General features: G+C 64.3%; 14 protein-coding genes. 4 read left to right on the top strand and 10 right to left on the bottom strand.

Features of this window, described 5'->3' with window-relative positions:
• The first annotated feature begins 7 nt into the window (after window positions 1-7).
• Entirely contained in the window at window positions 8-1447 is a 1440-nt protein-coding gene (ntrX, locus tag PSAL_RS04990; protein WP_119840159.1) for a nitrogen assimilation response regulator NtrX, read from the top strand.
• A 15-nt stretch (window positions 1448-1462) separates the two neighbouring features.
• On the opposite strand, the gene PSAL_RS04985 is transcribed toward ntrX, so the two are convergent.
• From PSAL_RS04985 to PSAL_RS04975, 3 genes are all read right to left on the bottom strand, one after another.
• Window positions 1463-2044, bottom strand: coding sequence for a retropepsin-like aspartic protease family protein (locus PSAL_RS04985; RefSeq protein ID WP_119840158.1), 582 nt, complete (start codon window positions 2042-2044; stop codon window positions 1463-1465).
• A gap of 63 nt (window positions 2045-2107) precedes the next feature.
• On the bottom strand, window positions 2108-2725 hold the full coding sequence (locus PSAL_RS04980; RefSeq protein WP_119840157.1) for a MarC family protein: 618 nt from the start codon (window positions 2723-2725) through the stop codon (window positions 2108-2110).
• 87 nt (window positions 2726-2812) lie between these two features.
• Window positions 2813-4675: an ABC-F family ATP-binding cassette domain-containing protein gene (locus PSAL_RS04975; RefSeq protein ID WP_119840156.1), complete on the bottom strand. Its 1863-nt coding sequence runs from the start codon at window positions 4673-4675 to the stop codon at window positions 2813-2815.
• A 293-nt stretch (window positions 4676-4968) separates the two neighbouring features.
• On the opposite strand from PSAL_RS04975, the gene ndk reads away from it, so the two are divergent.
• Together ndk and PSAL_RS04965 are read left to right on the top strand one after the other, a co-directional pair.
• Window positions 4969-5391: a nucleoside-diphosphate kinase gene (ndk, locus tag PSAL_RS04970; protein ID WP_119840155.1), complete on the top strand. Its 423-nt coding sequence runs from the start codon at window positions 4969-4971 to the stop codon at window positions 5389-5391.
• A gap of 223 nt (window positions 5392-5614) precedes the next feature.
• Window positions 5615-7594 (top strand): HEAT repeat domain-containing protein, encoded by a 1980-nt coding sequence (locus PSAL_RS04965; RefSeq protein ID WP_196222838.1) that lies wholly within the window; start codon window positions 5615-5617, stop codon window positions 7592-7594.
• Between the two features lie 320 nt (window positions 7595-7914).
• Here PSAL_RS04965 and PSAL_RS04960 read toward each other — a convergent pair whose 3' ends face one another.
• A complete protein-coding gene (locus PSAL_RS04960; RefSeq protein ID WP_119840153.1) occupies window positions 7915-8565 on the bottom strand; it encodes a phosphoribosyltransferase in 651 nt (216 codons plus the stop codon).
• A 68-nt stretch (window positions 8566-8633) separates the two neighbouring features.
• Between PSAL_RS04960 and PSAL_RS04955 the strand changes: the two genes are divergently transcribed.
• On the top strand, window positions 8634-9806 hold the full coding sequence (locus PSAL_RS04955; RefSeq protein WP_119840152.1) for an amidohydrolase: 1173 nt from the start codon (window positions 8634-8636) through the stop codon (window positions 9804-9806).
• Here PSAL_RS04955 and PSAL_RS04950 read toward each other — a convergent pair.
• From PSAL_RS04950 to PSAL_RS04925, 6 genes are all read right to left on the bottom strand, one after another.
• On the bottom strand, window positions 9803-10699 hold the full coding sequence (locus PSAL_RS04950) for a nucleoside hydrolase (protein WP_119840151.1): 897 nt from the start codon (window positions 10697-10699) through the stop codon (window positions 9803-9805). The genes PSAL_RS04955 and PSAL_RS04950 overlap by 4 nt on opposite strands.
• A 16-nt stretch (window positions 10700-10715) precedes the next feature.
• On the bottom strand, window positions 10716-12041 hold the full coding sequence (locus tag PSAL_RS04945; protein WP_231388617.1) for an amidohydrolase family protein: 1326 nt from the start codon (window positions 12039-12041) through the stop codon (window positions 10716-10718).
• Complete coding sequence (locus PSAL_RS04940) at window positions 12038-13099, bottom strand: ABC transporter ATP-binding protein (protein ID WP_119840149.1); 1062 nt, start codon at window positions 13097-13099, stop codon at window positions 12038-12040. The genes PSAL_RS04945 and PSAL_RS04940 overlap by 4 nt, the downstream gene beginning before the upstream one ends.
• 8 nt (window positions 13100-13107) lie before the next feature.
• Entirely contained in the window at window positions 13108-13896 is a 789-nt protein-coding gene (locus tag PSAL_RS04935; protein ID WP_196941901.1) for an ABC transporter permease, read from the bottom strand.
• Complete coding sequence (locus PSAL_RS04930) at window positions 13896-14735, bottom strand: ABC transporter permease (protein ID WP_196941900.1); 840 nt, start codon at window positions 14733-14735, stop codon at window positions 13896-13898. The genes PSAL_RS04935 and PSAL_RS04930 overlap by 1 nt, the downstream gene beginning before the upstream one ends.
• A gap of 209 nt (window positions 14736-14944) precedes the next feature.
• On the bottom strand, window positions 14945-15961 hold the full coding sequence (locus PSAL_RS04925) for an ABC transporter substrate-binding protein (protein WP_119840147.1): 1017 nt from the start codon (window positions 15959-15961) through the stop codon (window positions 14945-14947).
• Window positions 15962-16181 lie beyond the last annotated feature (220 nt).

The following is a 16181-nucleotide window of genomic DNA, read 5'->3' as shown; positions in this document are numbered from 1 at the left end:
GGAGCTCATGAACGACATTCTGATCGTCGATGACGAACGCGATATCCGGGAGCTGATCTCGGACATCCTGCAGGACGAAGGCTATGCCACACGGATGGCGGCCAATTCCGATGATTGCATGTCCCATATCAATTCCGAACCCCCGGGTCTGATGATCCTGGATATCTGGCTCAAGGACAGCCAGATGGACGGAATCGACATCCTGAAGACCGTGAAGCGGGACAATCCGGATATCCCGATCATCATCATCTCGGGGCATGGGAACATCGAAATCGCGGTCGCGGCGATCAAGCAGGGGGCCTATGATTTCATCGAAAAGCCGTTCAACATCGATCAGTTGCTGGTGGTCATCCGGCGCGCGATGGAAACCAGTCGGCTGCGTCGTGAAAATTCGGCCCTGAAGAAACGCGAAGTACAATCGGCCGAGATGATCGGCGGATCGCCGGGCTATCGCACGATGATCGCCCAACTCGACAAGGTGACGAAAAGCAATGGCCGGGTGATGTTCACGGGCCCCTCGGGTGCCGGCAAGGAAATCGCCGCGCGCTACGTCCACAGCAATTCGCAGCGCGCAGATGGCCCCTTTGTCGTGGTTTCCTGCGCGCAGATCGACCCTGATCGTATGGAAGAGGTCCTGTTCGGGCGCGAGAACGGTGAACGCGGCGTCGAGCCAGGCCTGTTGGAGCAAGCCCATGGTGGGGTGATCTATTTCGACGAGGTGGCGGATATGCCCCTTGGCACCCAGTCCAAGATCCTGCGGGTGCTGGTCGATCAGCAGTTCCTGCGGGTTGGTGGGGCGGACAAGGTGCGCGTCGATCTGCGCGTCATCTCCTCGACCGGGCGCGACCTTGAGGCCGAGATCGACGCCGGGCGTTTCCGCGAGGAACTGTACCATCGTCTGAACGTCGTGCCGGTTGCGGTGCCGTCGCTGTCCGAACGGCGCGAGGATATACCGCTGCTGGCCGAACATTTTCTAGAGATGCTGCACGCCGGTCAAGGCCTGCCACGCCGGCAATTGTCCGAAGAGGCGGCGGCCCTGATGCAGACCATGACCTGGCCCGGCAATGTCCGCCAGTTGCGCAACGTGATCGAACGGATCCTGATCCTGGGGGATTCCAACGAGGTGATCGAGGTCCGCGAGGTCCCCGGCGAAGAAGAACGCCGCGACGACAGCGAAGGCCGCGTGGTGCTGTCCGGGTCTCTGGCAACACTGCCGCTGCGCGAAGCACGCGAAGTGTTCGAGCGGGAATACCTGCTGACGCAGATCAACCGCTTTGGCGGCAATATCTCGAAGACCGCGCAATTCGTCGGGATGGAACGCAGCGCGCTGCACCGCAAATTGAAGTCGCTGAACGTCGTGACCTCGGCGCGGGCCGGTGGCCGTGTGGCCCAGCTGGACGACGACGGCGAAGAAGACACGGCTGCCACGGCCAGCGTCGCGGGTTAATGCGATGCACGAAGTTCAGCGCGTAAGTGTCAGCGCCCCTTCCGAAATCTGTATGCTTGAGAATCGATTCAGATAGGCCATCCCCAGCAAGGGGGTGCCAAGGTCGCCGTCATTGACCATGGCGCGGACATCGCGATCCATCAGCGGGCCAAGGCTGACCGTGTCCAGAACGACCGGCGCGGTCCGAACCTGACCGTTGGCGGTGCCGGCGATGCCAGAATAGACCAGATTGTCGGGGTCGAGGCCGAATTTCCGCGCCACGTCTCTTGTCAGAACGATGTCTGTCGCGCCGGTGTCGACCAGAAAACGCTGGCGTTCTCCGTTGACCACCAGGGTGGCGTAGTAATGTCCGTCCTGTCCGCGTGGCAGGGCGATGACCTCTCCGTTCGCGTAGACCTGTTGGGCGGGGGCAAGGGTGGTCCTCACTTCGTCCCAAAGGCCGACCCCGGCCAGTACGCCGACAAAGATCAGCGCCCAGAGCAGGGCGTGCCGGGTCATCCGCCCGATCTGGTTGCGGTTGGAGACGAAGAAATATCCACCGACCACCACAAGCATCAGCAGAATATAGGCCAATTGTCCGAAATCATTCGCGTTCATGGCTTCGATATAGGGGCGCTTTTGCGGTTTGTCATCGGGGCAGTCCCAAAGGGACTGGGGGCTTCAGGAAGCGAAGCCAAAGGCCTTCAGCCCGTCCAGCACGAATTGTACCGACAGGGCGGCCAGCAACATGCCCAGAAGCCGGGTTACCACGTTGATCCCGGTACGCCCCAGGATTCGCTCCAGCGCGCCGGCGGTCAGGAACAGGGCAAAGACCACTGCCAGAACTGCCAGCGTGACACCCAGCACCAGCGCGAGCCCCCCAAGGCCCGGCCGCTGCCCGGCGAGCAGGATCACCGAAGCGATGGCGCCCGGTCCGGCAATCAGGGGAATGGCCAGGGGAAAGACCGATGGATCAGGGCGTTCGACCGGTTCGGTCTGGTCTTCGCGGCGTTTGCTGCGGCGCTCGAACAGCATCTCGAGCGCGGTGAGGAACAGCAGCAGCCCTCCGGCAATGCGAAACGCGGGCATCGAGATGCCGACAAAGCCCAGTACCTGTTCACCGAAGAGCGCGAAAGCGACGAGGATACCAAGCGCCAGCGCGCAGGCCCGCAGGGCGATGGCGCGGCGGCGTGCCGGGCTGTCGCCCTGGGTCAGGGCCACGAAAAGCGGCGTCAGACCGATGGGATCGATGATGACGAAGATCGTGACGAAGGCCGAGATCAGAAATGCGCTGTCCATACCGACCTATGGACCGAAGCGACCCCATTTGCCAAGGGGCGCGAGGGCACGCGCGCCTCGGCGATGGAGCGGAGGACGCGCTTGCCTTCAGGGCGCCTCGGCCTGTTCAAGCCGTTCAAGTGCGGCCATCCACATGGTTTCGGCCTTGGCCATCGCCTGACGAAGCTCGGCGTATTTCTTGTTCCAGACCTCGAGCTCTCCGGCCTTGGCGGCGTCATAGAGCGCAGGGTCGGCCAGCTTCGAGGACAGCTTGTCGCTCATGTCGTTCAGCTTGGTGACCCGCTCTTCGCATTTGCGGACTTCGGAGCGCAGGCTGAGAACCGTTTCGCGCGAGGCCTTCTTGGGCTTCTGGGGCTTGGGCTTGGCCTTTTCCTTCTGGCCCATGGGCCGGTCGGGGGTCAGCAGCATCTGGCGATAGGATTCCAGGTCGCCTTCGTAGGGCGACACGCGGCCATCCTTCACCAGCCAGAGACGGTCGGCAACCAGGCTCAGCAGGTGCATGTCGTGGCTAACCAGGATCACGGCGCCGGAATAGGCGGTCAGCGCCTCGACCAGCGCTTCGCGGCTTTCGATGTCGAGGTGGTTGGTCGGTTCGTCGAGGATCAGCATGTGCGGCGCGTCGAGCGTGGCCAGCAGCAGGCTTAGACGGGCCTTCTGGCCACCCGACAGGCGGCCGACCTCGGTATCGGCCTGATCCGCGCCTAGGCCGAACCCGGCCAGGCGGGCGCGCAGGCGGGCCTGATGTTCCGCAGGGCGTTCGCGCTGGATGTGTTGCAGCGGGCTTTCGTCGATATGCAGCTCGTCGACCTGGTGCTGGGCGAAGAAGCCGATGCGCAGCTTGGTGCTGCGGACCATCTTGCCGTCGATCAGCGCCAGCCGGTCCGAAAGCATCTTGGACAGGGTCGACTTGCCTTCGCCGTTGCGCCCCAGCAAGGCAATGCGGTCGTCCTGGTCGATGCGCAGCGCCATGTCGCGCAGGATGACCTTGTCGCCGTAGCCGGTACTGGCGCCTTCGACCGAGATGATCGGGGGGGACAGTTCCTCGGGTTCGGGGAAGGTGAAGACCGTGCGCGCCTCGTCCTCGGGCGCGGTGATCTTTTCCATCTTCTCCAGCATCTTGACGCGCGACTGGGCCTGCTTGGCCTTGGAGGCCTTGGCCTTGAAGCGGTCGACGAAGCTTTGCAGGTGCTCGCGCTTGGCGGATTGCTTCTTGGCCGCGGCGGCCTGCAATTCGCGCTGTTCGGCGCGGGTGCGGGCGAATTGATCGTAGGGGCCGGTGTAAAGCGTCAGCTTCTTGTCGCTGAGGTGCAGGATATGGTCGACGGCCCGGTTCAGCAGTCCGCGGTCGTGGCTGATGATCAGGACCGTATGCGGGTAGCGGCCAAGGTAGCTTTCCAGCCAGAGCGCGCCTTCGAGGTCGAGGTAGTTGGTCGGTTCATCCAGCAGCAGCAGGTCGGGCTGCGAGAACAGGACCGCGGCCAGGGCCACGCGCATCCGCCAGCCGCCCGAGAAGGCGGAACAGGGCATGCGCTGTTCCTGATCGTTGAAACCAAGCCCCTTGAGGATCGTGCTGGCGCGCCCTTCGGCGGACCAGGCATCGATATCCGCCAGTCGCGTCTGGATTTCCGCTATGCGATGCGGGTCGGTGGCAGTCTCGGCCTCGACCAGCAGGGCGGCGCGTTCGGTATCCGCGGCCAGCACCGTGTCGATCAGGCTGACCTCGTTTCCGGGCACTTCCTGCGCGACGCCGCCGATGCGGGCCTTTTCGGGCAGCGACACGGTGCCGCCGTCGAGCACCAGCTCGCCCCGGATCAGCTTGAAGAGCGTGGATTTCCCCGCGCCGTTGCGCCCGACGATGCCGACCTTGTGGCCTTCGGGAATGACTGCGGAAGCCTCGACGAGAAGCGGACGTCCGGCAACGGAATAGGAGAGGTTCTGGATGCGTAACATGCGCGCTCTGTGCCTCATGGCGCGGGCATGGTCAATCGGAGTTACCGCAGAGCGGGCAGGGCGCAGCGGGGGTGCCGGGATTTCGGGCGGCGTGTGGGTGGGACCGGGGGCCTCCGGCGGGGATATTTGGCACAGGGAAACGGGCGGGGTGAACTGGGGCGCCGGCGATGGCGCGGGGGGCAATACCGGCTTTTCAAAGGGCGCGCCTCATGGTACGCGGGCGCAGAATTTGAGGCCCCGGAATTTTCAGGCTTCGGCCGGTTCCGGGCCAGACCAGAGAGAGAGACTGAGCCATGGCTATTGAACGCACCCTTTCGATCATCAAACCCGACGCCACCCGCCGCAACCTGACCGGCAAGATCAACGCCAAGTTCGAAGACGCCGGTCTGCGCATCGTGGCCCAGAAGCGTATTCACCTGACCCCGGCTCAGGCGGGTATCTTCTACGAAGTCCACAAGGAACGCCCCTTCTACGGTGAGCTTTGCGATTTCATGGCCTCCGAGCCGGTTGTGGTTCAGGTTCTCGAAGGGGAAGGCGCGATCGCCAAGAACCGTGAAGTCATGGGCGCGACCAACCCCGCCGACGCCGCTGCCGGCACCGTGCGCGCAGAATTCGCCGAATCCGTCGGCGAAAACTCGGTCCACGGTTCGGACGCGCCGGAAACCGCCGCGGCCGAGATCGCCTATTTCTTCTCGGGCCTCGAACTGGTCGGCTGAAGATGATGCGGCCGGGCTGAGGCCTGCCGGATGAGAAATTAAAGCGCCGCTTTTCCGTTGGGAAGCGGCGCTTTTTCTTTGGTGGGCGGGGCCTTGCGGATGGGTTTCAATTTGACAGCCCCGCACACGCCTGCGACTTTCGCCTAAGCTGTGCGTGGGTCCGGATGCTATCGTTTAGGCAGGGTGCGCCGCCGTGATTTGTCTAAAAAGAAAGCCTTGGTCTGTGTCAAAAGTTGTTCGCCGCGCGGTTCGGGGTCTGGTCGTCGGCTTTTTGGTGTCCCTGGGCGCGGCGCTGCCGGCGATTGCGCAGAAGACGGGCTATGTCGGATCCGAAACCTGTATTGCCTGCCACGCCGAGGCCGGAGAGGCCTGGCGCGGATCGCACCACGATCTGGCCTGGACCAGCATCGAGGATGGCAACATCGAGGCGGATTTCGACGGGACCCGCTTTGCCCTTGGAGAGATGGTCGCCGAATTCCGCCTGGATGAGTCCGGCGCGCCCCATGTGCGGGTCACTGAACTGGACGGCGAGACCCGCGATTACCCGATCCATTCGGTGATCGGCGAGGAACCCCTGCAACAATATGTCATCGAGACTGCGCCCGGCCGGATGCAAAGCTTTGATGTGGTCTGGGATACGGAAAAGGGCGAATGGTTCCACCTTTACCCCGATCAGGAACTGCTGCCCGACGATGCGCTGCATTGGAGCGGGCCCTACAAGAACTGGAATGACCGCTGCGCGACCTGCCATGCCACGGGGTTTGAGGCGAATTACAATTCGGCGACACGCAGCTATGACTCGACCATGTCCGAGATCGGTGTGGGCTGCGAAGCCTGCCATGGACCCGGCGCGCGCCATTTGGAATGGGCCGAGGCCTGGGATGCCACAGCGGTGGAACAGCCACCGCTGAACTATGGCTTTGCGGTCGACTTTTCCGATACCGAGGTGTTGATCCAGCAATGTGCGGGTTGCCATTCGCGGCGCGAGACCTTCTTTGACGGCAACCCGGTGCCCGGCACACCTTATCATGACGCCTATTCGCTGTCGCTGCTGCGGCCAGGTCTGTACGAGGCCGACGGCCAGATCCTGGACGAAGACTACGTTTATGGTTCTTTCCTGCAGTCGAAGATGTATTCGATGGGCGTCGGCTGCGTTGATTGCCACATGCCCCACGGCGGAGATCTGATTGCCGAGGGAAATGCCGTCTGTGCGCAGTGCCACAGCCTTGCCGGCAATCCCGAATTCCCCAGCCTGCCGCTGGTCGATTTCGACAGCCCGGAACATACCCATCACCCCGAAGGCTCCGCCGGAGCCGAGTGCAAGAACTGCCACATGGTCGAACGGGTCTACATGGGCAACGACTGGCGGGCGGATCATTCGTTCCGAGTTCCGCGTCCGGACCTGAACGGGGAAACCGGCGCGCCGGATGCCTGCACCACCTGTCACAGCGACCAGCAACCCGGTTGGGCCGCCGCCAGGCTGGAAGAATGGTTCCCCGAAAGCACCCATCGCGGGCCGCATTTCGGGCAGATCCTGGCGCATGGGCGGCGCAACCCGCAGGCCTCGATGGGCGAGTTGGTCGGTTTGGCGCGCGACGAAGGCGAGGCGGGTATCGTGCGGGCCACGGCGCTTTGGCTGCTGGAACAGCCGCGTGATCCGTCGGCGGCCGAGGCCGTTTCGGGCCTGCTGGACGACCCCGATCCACTGGTGCGCGCAGCCGCCGTGAAGGCCATGCGCGCGATCGAGCCGCAACAACGTACGCAACGGGTGATACCGCTGCTCGGGGACCCGGCGCGTGCCGTGCGTATCGCCGCTGCGCAGGCGATGTTCGACAGCCAGATCGCCTACCTGCCGGATCATTACCGCGAGATGATGACAGGGGCCTTTACCGACTGGCAACAGATGATGGAAGCCCGGCTCGGCTTCCCGGAAGCGCAGCTGCAACTGGGGGGCTCGGCCCTGACGATGCGGAATTTCCAGGGCGCGGTCGATGCCTTTGCGGAAGCGACGGTGCTGGATCCCGCGCTGGTCAATGCATGGTCCATGCGGGTCCGTCTGGCCGAGGCGCTTGGCGATCCGGCGCGTGCGCTGGAGATCCTGGATCAGGGGCTCGCGGCGAATCCCGACGCGATCCCGCTGATCGACCTGCAACGGCGCATGTCCGGTCAGGCGCCCGGTCTGTTGCCGCCGCCACGCGAATAGGCGCTGCCTGCCCTCTGTGGTCGGACAGACCGATCCGGTTCGGAAATCCGTCAAGCCCTCGCGCAAGTCGGAGGCCTTGATGGCGGATGTCTCCCTCGCCTGAGCGCACAGTGCATCGAAAGGCCGCTCAGGCGCGATCACCCTGGTTTTGCGCACCCAGCAGGTAAAGACCTAAATAACCGATTGGCAGGGGGACCTGACCGACGAAGACGTCGTTGCCGACATGATCCGTCTCATCGACGGCGCACGGCCAGAAGATCGCGAACAGGGCCTCTGGCACAGGCAGGAGCCGGACTGCTGCTTGCGGAGGATGCCCGCGCTCAGGTGCTTTCCAGCCAGCCCTCCGGACCGCGCGCCAGCAGGGGGGTGGCAAAGGCACCTTCTACCCGGCAGGAGCCGATGCGCCTGCGCCAGACCTCGCCCTGCAACATCGCCGCGCCTATAACGGCGGGGGTAAGTCCGGCGATGTTCAGCAATTCCAGGACCGCGGCCATGGAACTGCCCGTCGACAGCACGTCATCGACGACCGCCACCGGACCCTGCAACAACGGAATCATGCGGGGGTCGAGATAAAGCCGCTTGCCGCCCCCGGGCGAGGTGATCGAGGTCAGTGGCACGGACAGGTCTTCGTCGTACCAGAACTTGCGACTGGTCCCCAATGGCACCATCCGCGTATGGCCCAGCCGTCGCGCGACAGCTTCGGCCAGGGGCAGGCCAAGGGTCGGCACACCGATCACCACCTGGGGGCGAAAGGCGTCCAGCCGCGCCGCCAGCACATCCGCGATCCCGTCCAACACGTCAAAGCTTGCCTGGTTGAGGATCATCGAAGCGACACCGCGCTTGCCATCTGCCAGCGCCCGGATCGGCAGCAACAGGTGACCACCGCCGAAAGGCACCGCATAGCTTTCCTGATCTTCCTGCACGCCGGTCGTCAAATCGGCATGCACGTGTTGCCAGAAATCAGTTCTCATGTGGCTTCCCCCTTGCGCTCACCGGGAACGCGCGTAGCTTCGCCGCAACTTACCAAGGAGCCGCCCGGATGAAAGACGAGACCCTTATCGCACCGGAAAAACTTTGCGATCTGACTGCCTTGCGTCAGGATCTTCACCGCCATCCCGAACTGGGCTTCGAGGAGCATCGCACCGCCGATATCGTTGCCGCACGGCTTCAGACGGCGGGCTACGAGGTCACGCGCGGCCTGGGTGGCACCGGAGTCGTGGGCACCCTGCGCAAGGGCGATGGCAACCGCGCGATCCTGTTGCGCGCCGACATGGATGCGCTGGCGATGACCGAGGCGACGGGCCTCGGCTATGCTTCGACCAGTCCCGGCAAGATGCATGCCTGCGGTCATGACGGGCACACCACCATGCTGCTTGGCGCGGCCGAGGCACTGGTGGATCTGCCGTTTTCCGGCACCGTGCATCTGGTCTTCCAGCCCGCCGAAGAAGGGCGCGGAGGGGCGGCTGCCATGGTGCGGGACGGTTTCTTCACGCAATTTCCGGTCGATGCGGCCTATGGGCTGCACAATATGCCCGGGCTGGATCTGGGCGTGGTCGCAGCGGTCGACGGCCCGCAACTGGCCAGTTCGGATCATTGGCACGTGACCTTCCGGGGCATCGGCAGCCACGGCGCCAAGCCGCACCAGGGGCGCGACGCACTGACGGCGGCGGCGATGTTCCTTGGGCAGGTCCATGCCATCGTCGCGCGCGAGGTTGATCCGCTGGAACCCGCTGTCGTTTCGGCCTGCGCCATCGAGGCGGGCGATTTCAACGCGTTGAACGTGATCCCGGAGGCGGTGCGCATCGGTGGGACGGCGCGGGCCTATTCGGTTGCAGTGCGCGATCAGCTTGAAACGGCAATCGGACGTCATGCAAAAGGCGTTGCCGCAGGCTTCGGGATCGAAGCGGACTACAGCTTTACCCGCCGCATTCCGCCTGTGGTGAACGCGCCGGCTCCGGTCGCCGTGGCGCAGAAAGCGGCCCTTGCAGCGCTTGGCCCGGATCGTATGCGCAGCAGTTTCCCGCCCTCGACTGCCGGGGACGATTTCGCCGAATTCGGCACCCGGGTTCCCGGCGCCTATGTCTGGCTCGGCATGGGCGAGATGCGTGAAAACGGTCAGCATCACAACGTGAATTATGACTTCAACGATGCCTGCATTCCCCACGGCGTCGCCTGGTGGTGCGCCGTGGTGCAAGAGGAACTGGGGGTCTAGACCGCCAGCCCGCGCCGCAATTCCCCCCGCAGCCCGCGTGCATCCAGCCCCATGGCGACGCGCAGGAGGCGGTCCCCCGGAATCAGGCGCCCCGTGTCGGGCTCGACGGTAACCTGCCGTTCGGTGACACGGAACAGCTCCGGGTGCAGCGCGAACAGCGGCACGCAGGGGTCATGCAGCGGGCGGCTTTCGGCGGTCTTGCTTTGATGGGCGGTCTGGGCGAAATAGGCCGCGATCAGGTCGGCCGAGGCCGTCGCCGGAGCTTTGCCCATGGCGCGCAGGTCCGCGATATAGGCCGCATCGGCCCGGAATTGGCGCGTGGCGTCCAGCGGGATCAGGGTGATGTCGAGATCCGAAGCGATGACCTGCATCAGGGCCTCGGGATCATGGCCAAAGTTGAACTCGGCACCCGAGGGCATGTTTCCGGGTTCTTCCAGTGCGCCGCCCATGGCGATGATCCTGCGGATGCGCATGGCACTTTGCGGATATCTGGCCAGCAGCAGGGCGATATTGGTCAGCGGCGCAAGACAGAAGACGTCGATGCTGGCCTCGGGGGCTGACGTCAGCAGGCTATGCATCGCCTCGACCGCGTGCAGCGATGATGGCTCGGCCAGGGGGGCCGGAAAGGCGATGCCGCCCAGCCCGTCATCGCCATGAATACCGGTTTCGGGGCGCGGTTCGCGCCCCAGCGGGGCAGCTGCGCCGGGATGGACCGGTACGCAAACCCCGGCCATGGCGGCGATGGCCCCCGCATTGCGGGTCGTCACATCAAGCCCGATATTGCCCGCGACCGTGGTCAGTGCCGCGATCTCGAGATCCGGTTGGCGCAGGGCGTAAAGCAGGGCAATGGCGTCGTCGATGCCGGGATCGGTGTCGATAATGGCGCGGATCATGTCAGGTCTCGGTCAGTCAGGGCCGCGAAGCGGTTTCGCGGTCGATTTCGGTAATCTTCGCCTTGAAACGTCGGGCCACCTGAAGCGCATCCGCCAGCGCGCCGGCGGCGTCGATGGTGGTGCATTGGCGGTCCTGCATCAGCCACCGCCCGGCGACCATGGTGGCGGTCACGTCGCTTGGCAGGGTGGCGAAGGTCAGCATGGAATAGATGTCATAGATCGGGTGCAGGCGCGGATCGGCCAGCGAGATGCGGATCAGATCCGCCTGCTTGCCCGGTTCCAGCGACCCGATGCGGTCCGACAGGCCCAACACAGCTGCGCCTTCGATGGTGGCCATACGCAGCACGTCGACGCAGGGCAGTGCCTTGCGGGTGCCGGCGGCGATCTTCTGGAACATGGCGGCGGGGGCGAACTGGCTGAACAGATCGAGCGTATTGCCAGACATCGGACCGTCTGTCGCCAGACCCACGGGAATCCCCCGTGCCCGCAGCGCGCTGACCGGCGCAATGCCACGCCCGCCCTTGCCGTTCGAGCGGGCGTTGTGGGCCACCTTCGCCCCACGTTCGGCCATAAGGTCCATGTCGCTGTCGCTGGGATACATGACATGGGCGGCAACCAGTTCGGGGCGCAGCAACCCGGCGCGATCAGTGACCTCGACCGGCGTTCCGCCCTGTTCGGCGGCCCAGTCGATCTCGGGCAGGGTTTCAGCCAGGTGCATCTGGATCGGCACGCCGGGATGGGCGTCGGACCAGGTGGCGACGCGCTCCATCACCGCGACGCCGGTGGAATAGGGCGCATGGGGCGCGGGGCCGGCCATGATCCGGGGGTGATCACGATAGCGGTCGTGCAGCGCTTCGACCAGGGCAAAGCCTTCGTCGGCGGAGCCATGATCGGGGGCGTCGAAATCCGCCAGGGTCTGGCCGACCAGCCCGCGCAACCCGGATTGATCCAGAACCGCGCCGATGCGGTCCTCGAAATAATACATGTCCGCGACGCAGGTCACACCGCCCCGGATCATCTCGACAGCGGCAAGGCGGGCGCCGATTTCCGTGACCTCGGCATCGACCAGCGCGCGTTCCAGCGGAAGGATATAGCGGAACAGCCGGTCATCCACGTCCTCGCCCAGACCCCGGAACAGGGTCATGGGCATATGGCAATGCGGATTGACCATGCCGGGCATGATCAGGTCGCCCCCCATGTCCTGCGCAGGGCCAAAGCCTTCGGGCGGGGCGCCGGTGCCAAGGCCGGTGATCTGACCACCCTCGATGGCGATCCAGCCAAGCGGGATCTCGGTCAGATCCGGATCCATGGTCAGGATCCGGGCATTGGTCAGCAGGGTCACGCGGTTTCCGCGGGCAACAGGCAGCATTGTTCGGGCTGCGGCACCAGGTTCACGGCAAGGCCAGGCTCATGCGGGGCGGTCAGGGGGCCATTGGCCTTCAGTTCGCCTGCGGCGGTGGTGCATTGGTACTGGTAGGCGCGGCCGAGGTAGGTGCGCAGGCCAAGCGTCGCCGGGATGCCCCAATCGGTGGTCGAGACGGCCAGCCCTTCGGGACGGGTCGCAAGGACGAAGTTCCTGGCCGGAACGGAGAACGTGTCCTTCGGGAAGTCCAGCGTCGCGCCGCCAGCCATTTCGGCGCGCACGGAATCGCCGGCTTCGGCGATGACGGTCATCGGGATCATGTTCTCGAAGCCGACGAAATCCGCGACAAAGGCGTTGGCGGGGCGGGAATACAGCACCTCTGGCGTGTCAAGCTGCATGATGCGGCCCGCGTTCATGATCGCGACCCGGTCAGAGATCGAGAACGCCTCTTCCTGATCATGCGTGACATAAAGCGCGGTGGTGCCATTGGCCTGTTGCAGGCGACGGATCTCGACCCGCATGTCGACGCGCAGCTTGGCGTCGAGGTTCGACAGCGGTTCGTCGAACATCAGCAGCGGCGGTTCGATCACCAGCGCGCGGGCCAGGGCGACCCGCTGGCGCTGACCGCCCGACAGGTTGGCCGGATAGCGGTCGGCAAGGGAATTGAGGCCGACGCGGTCGATCATGTCGTCGGCCCGCTTGCGGCGCTCGGTCGTGCCCATGCCGCGCTGCTTCAGCCCGAAGGCCACGTTGTCGCGCACGCTCAGATGCGGGAACAGCGCGTAGGTCTGGAACACCAGCCCGATGTCGCGGGCATGCGGGGGCAGGCGGGTCAGGTCCCGGTCGCCCAGCTTGATGGTGCCCGACGTGGGCTCGAGGAAGCCTGCGACCAGCCGCAGCGTCGTCGTCTTGCCGCAACCGGACGCTCCGAGCAGCGAGACAAGCTCGCCCTCGCCGACGTGCAGCGACAGGTCTTCAAGCACCTTGGTCGATCCGTAATGGGCGGTGATCGCGTCGAGAGAAAGAGAGACAGTCATGCGGCAGGCTACTTTGTAAGGAAGGTCAGGCCGAGCGTGCGTTCCACGATCGCCATGACGGCGGTGGTGACGAACATCAGCAGGACAGAGACAGAGGCGATGGTGGGGTCGAAGAACTGCTCCATATGGGCAAGCAGCTGGATCGGCAGGGTCGAGACCCCCGGTCCGGTCAGGAAGATCGACACCGACACATCGTTGAGCGAGGTGATGAAGGCCAGGATGAACCCGGCGATGATGCCGGCCTTCACATTGGGCAGCACCACGGTAAAGAAGGCCTTCCAGCGCGGGCAGCCAAGCGAGACGGCCGCGTCTTCGATCGAGAAGTCGAAGGCGTTCAGCGAGGCCCCGGTGACGCGCACGCAGTAGGGCAGCACCAGCAGGGCGTGCCCGACCAGAAGCGAGGTCATGATCGGCAGGCCGGCCCCGATGGCGACGCTCTTCATCAGTGAAAAGCCCATGACGATCTCCGGGATCAGGATCGGTAGGACAAAGACATTGCCAAGGAACTTCGGCAGTTCGACCCGGTAGCGGGCCAGCGCATAGGCCGCCGGGATACCGATCAGCATCGACAGGGCAGTGCCCCCCACGGCCAGGGTGAAGCTGGTCACCATGGTCCGGCGGAAGGCCGAGATGTCGAAGATGTTCTCATACCAGTGCAGGGTATAGCCCTGCGGCGGGAAGGTCAGGTAGGAGGTATCGGACAGCGATGTGCCGATGATGATCACCAGCGGACCGACCAGAAAGACAAAGGTCAGCAGCGCGACAGCGATCAGTGCGGGATGGGTGCGTTGTTTCATCAGCCGGCCACCGGGTTCAGTTTGCGTGCAAGGCGCGACATCAGGATCACCGTCGTCAGGGTCACCACCACCATGATCGCCGCCACGGTCGAGGCCGCGACCCAGTCGAAGCGCACCATGGCGTTCTGGTAAAGGAAGGTCCCCATCATCATCTGGCGCTCTCCGCCCAGAAGCTGCGGCGTCGCGTAGGAGGTGAAGCTGCCGGTAAAGACCAGCACCGAGCCGACGATCAGTCCCGGCACGGCCATCGGCAGGACGACCTGCCGGAAGGCCGCCGCGGGCCTGGCGCCAAGCGAGGCTGCCGCATCGGTCATGTCCTGGGGGATGCCTTCCAGCACGCCGACCAGGGTCAGGATCATCAGTGGCACGAACAGGTAGACCATCGCCACGATGACCGAGCCTTCGGTGTAAAGCATCGACACCGGTTCGGAGATCACGCCGATCCAGAGCAGCGTATCATTGAGGATGCCATTCTTGCCGAGGATGATCAGCCAGGCAAAGCTGCGCACCACCACACCGGTCAGCAGCGGAAAGACCGCCGCGATGATCAGCAGGCTTTTCAGCCGGCCGGGTGCGCGCGACACGACCCAGGCGGTCAGGAAGCCGATGAAGACGGAAATCACCGTGGTGATCACCGCGACTTCCATCGTGCGCCACAGGACGCGCATGCGCAGGCGGGAATTGAAGAAGGTGGCATAGGTGGCCAGAGGCCCTTCGGGATCACCGAAGGTGGTCGCCAGGGTCGAAAAGACCGGGACCAGCAGGAACAGCACGACCAGCAGCAGCGCCGGGGCCGACAGCGCCCAGGCGCGCAGGCGGGGGGATGAGAGCGAAGACACCAAGGATATTCCGGTGAGAGGTCAGTCAGGCGGTCCGGAGGCCGGGCCGCAGGCCCCTGCGCCGAAATGGCAGCGTCGGGCCGGTTTTCAGGGCGCCCGGCCTGCCGTGCAGATGCGGGCAGGCCGGGCCGGGAAAGGCTGGGCGCCTTTCGGATGACGTCGGCAGGTCGGACGGTCCGGGCGGGGGTCAAGCCCCCCCCCCGCGCGTCTTACATGCCGAAGATTTCGTTCCACATGTCGATCCAGTCGGACTTGTGGGCGTTCATCTTGGCGTAATCCATGGTGTTCAGCGCGTCGATCGCCTCCTGACCATAGGTCCACATGGCGGCCTGTTCGGGGGCCAGTTCCACGTTCATGTTGATCGGCGCATCGACGCCCTGTTCGGCTTCTTTCTGCTGAACCTCGTCGGAGAGCACGAAGTTGATGAACTCATGCGCCAGATCGACGTTTTCCGATCCGGTGGGGATGTTCAGCGTGTTCAGGACCGCGATGTCACCGTCTTCAAGATCCGCCCAGGTCATGGTCGGCACGGCGTTCTTCAGCGAGCCGAGCGTGAAATCCTGCGTCATCGTGATCTGGGCTTCGCCGGTCGAGATCAGGTTTACCATTTCCGAACCGTTATTGTAGTTCTTGACGACCTGCGGCTTCAGCGCCTCGATCAGCTCGAAGGCGGGGGCGTCGTCTTCGTAGGCATCGGTGCCCGCGACCATGCCGGCCTGCACGACGACCATCGGGCCCGCCGTGGTGGTGATGCCGGGCAGCGAGACCATGCCGCCAAGGTCATCGCGGAACAGATCGCTCCACGAGGTGATCGGCTCGACCGTGGCGCTGTCGTAGACGATCCCGATGCGCCCGACGGTGTAGGCCGGACCGAAGCCGCCCTGGGGATCGCGCGCGACGGGGTAGATGTTTTCAAGGTTCGGGATCTTCGCGGGATCGACCTTCTGGAAGACGCCCTGTTCGACACCGATCTGGCTATAGGCGTCGGTCAGGAAGATGACATCGACACCCTTGCCGCCGCGCGCCTGCAGCTTGCCCAGACGGTCGGCGTTGTTGCCGGTCTCGAAGACCACGTCGCAGCCGCACATTTCCTTGAAAGGCTGGATGATGTTGGCGTCGAGCTTGTCGCCGTTGTAGCCCCACCAGGAAACAGTAAGGGTTTCGGACTGGGCGGCCGCCGCAGAGGCGATCAGAGCGATGGCGGAGAGCGAAGCAAGATTTCTCATGGAATTCCCTGTCGTTTGGATGTTGTCGCGGGCCGATCTGCGTCGCCCCACGATTTACGTGACGGGTGAACTATTCCGAAGCCGGGGCAAAGTGCAAATGCGGGGCTGCATTCAGCGATATGCGGGTCGTCGGTTTCACGCGTTAAGCCTGATCCTGTGGCAGGTTGCGAAAAACCACAGATCATTTTCAGACAAATGACCCTGATCAGCGTCAGGTTTC

The organism is Pseudooceanicola algae, from assembly GCF_003590145.2.
GTDB classification, from domain to species: Bacteria; Pseudomonadota; Alphaproteobacteria; order Rhodobacterales; family Rhodobacteraceae; genus Pseudooceanicola; species Pseudooceanicola algae.
The sequence above is the reverse complement of the archived record's forward strand: the minus strand, read 5'-3'. Positions and strand labels throughout refer to the sequence as shown.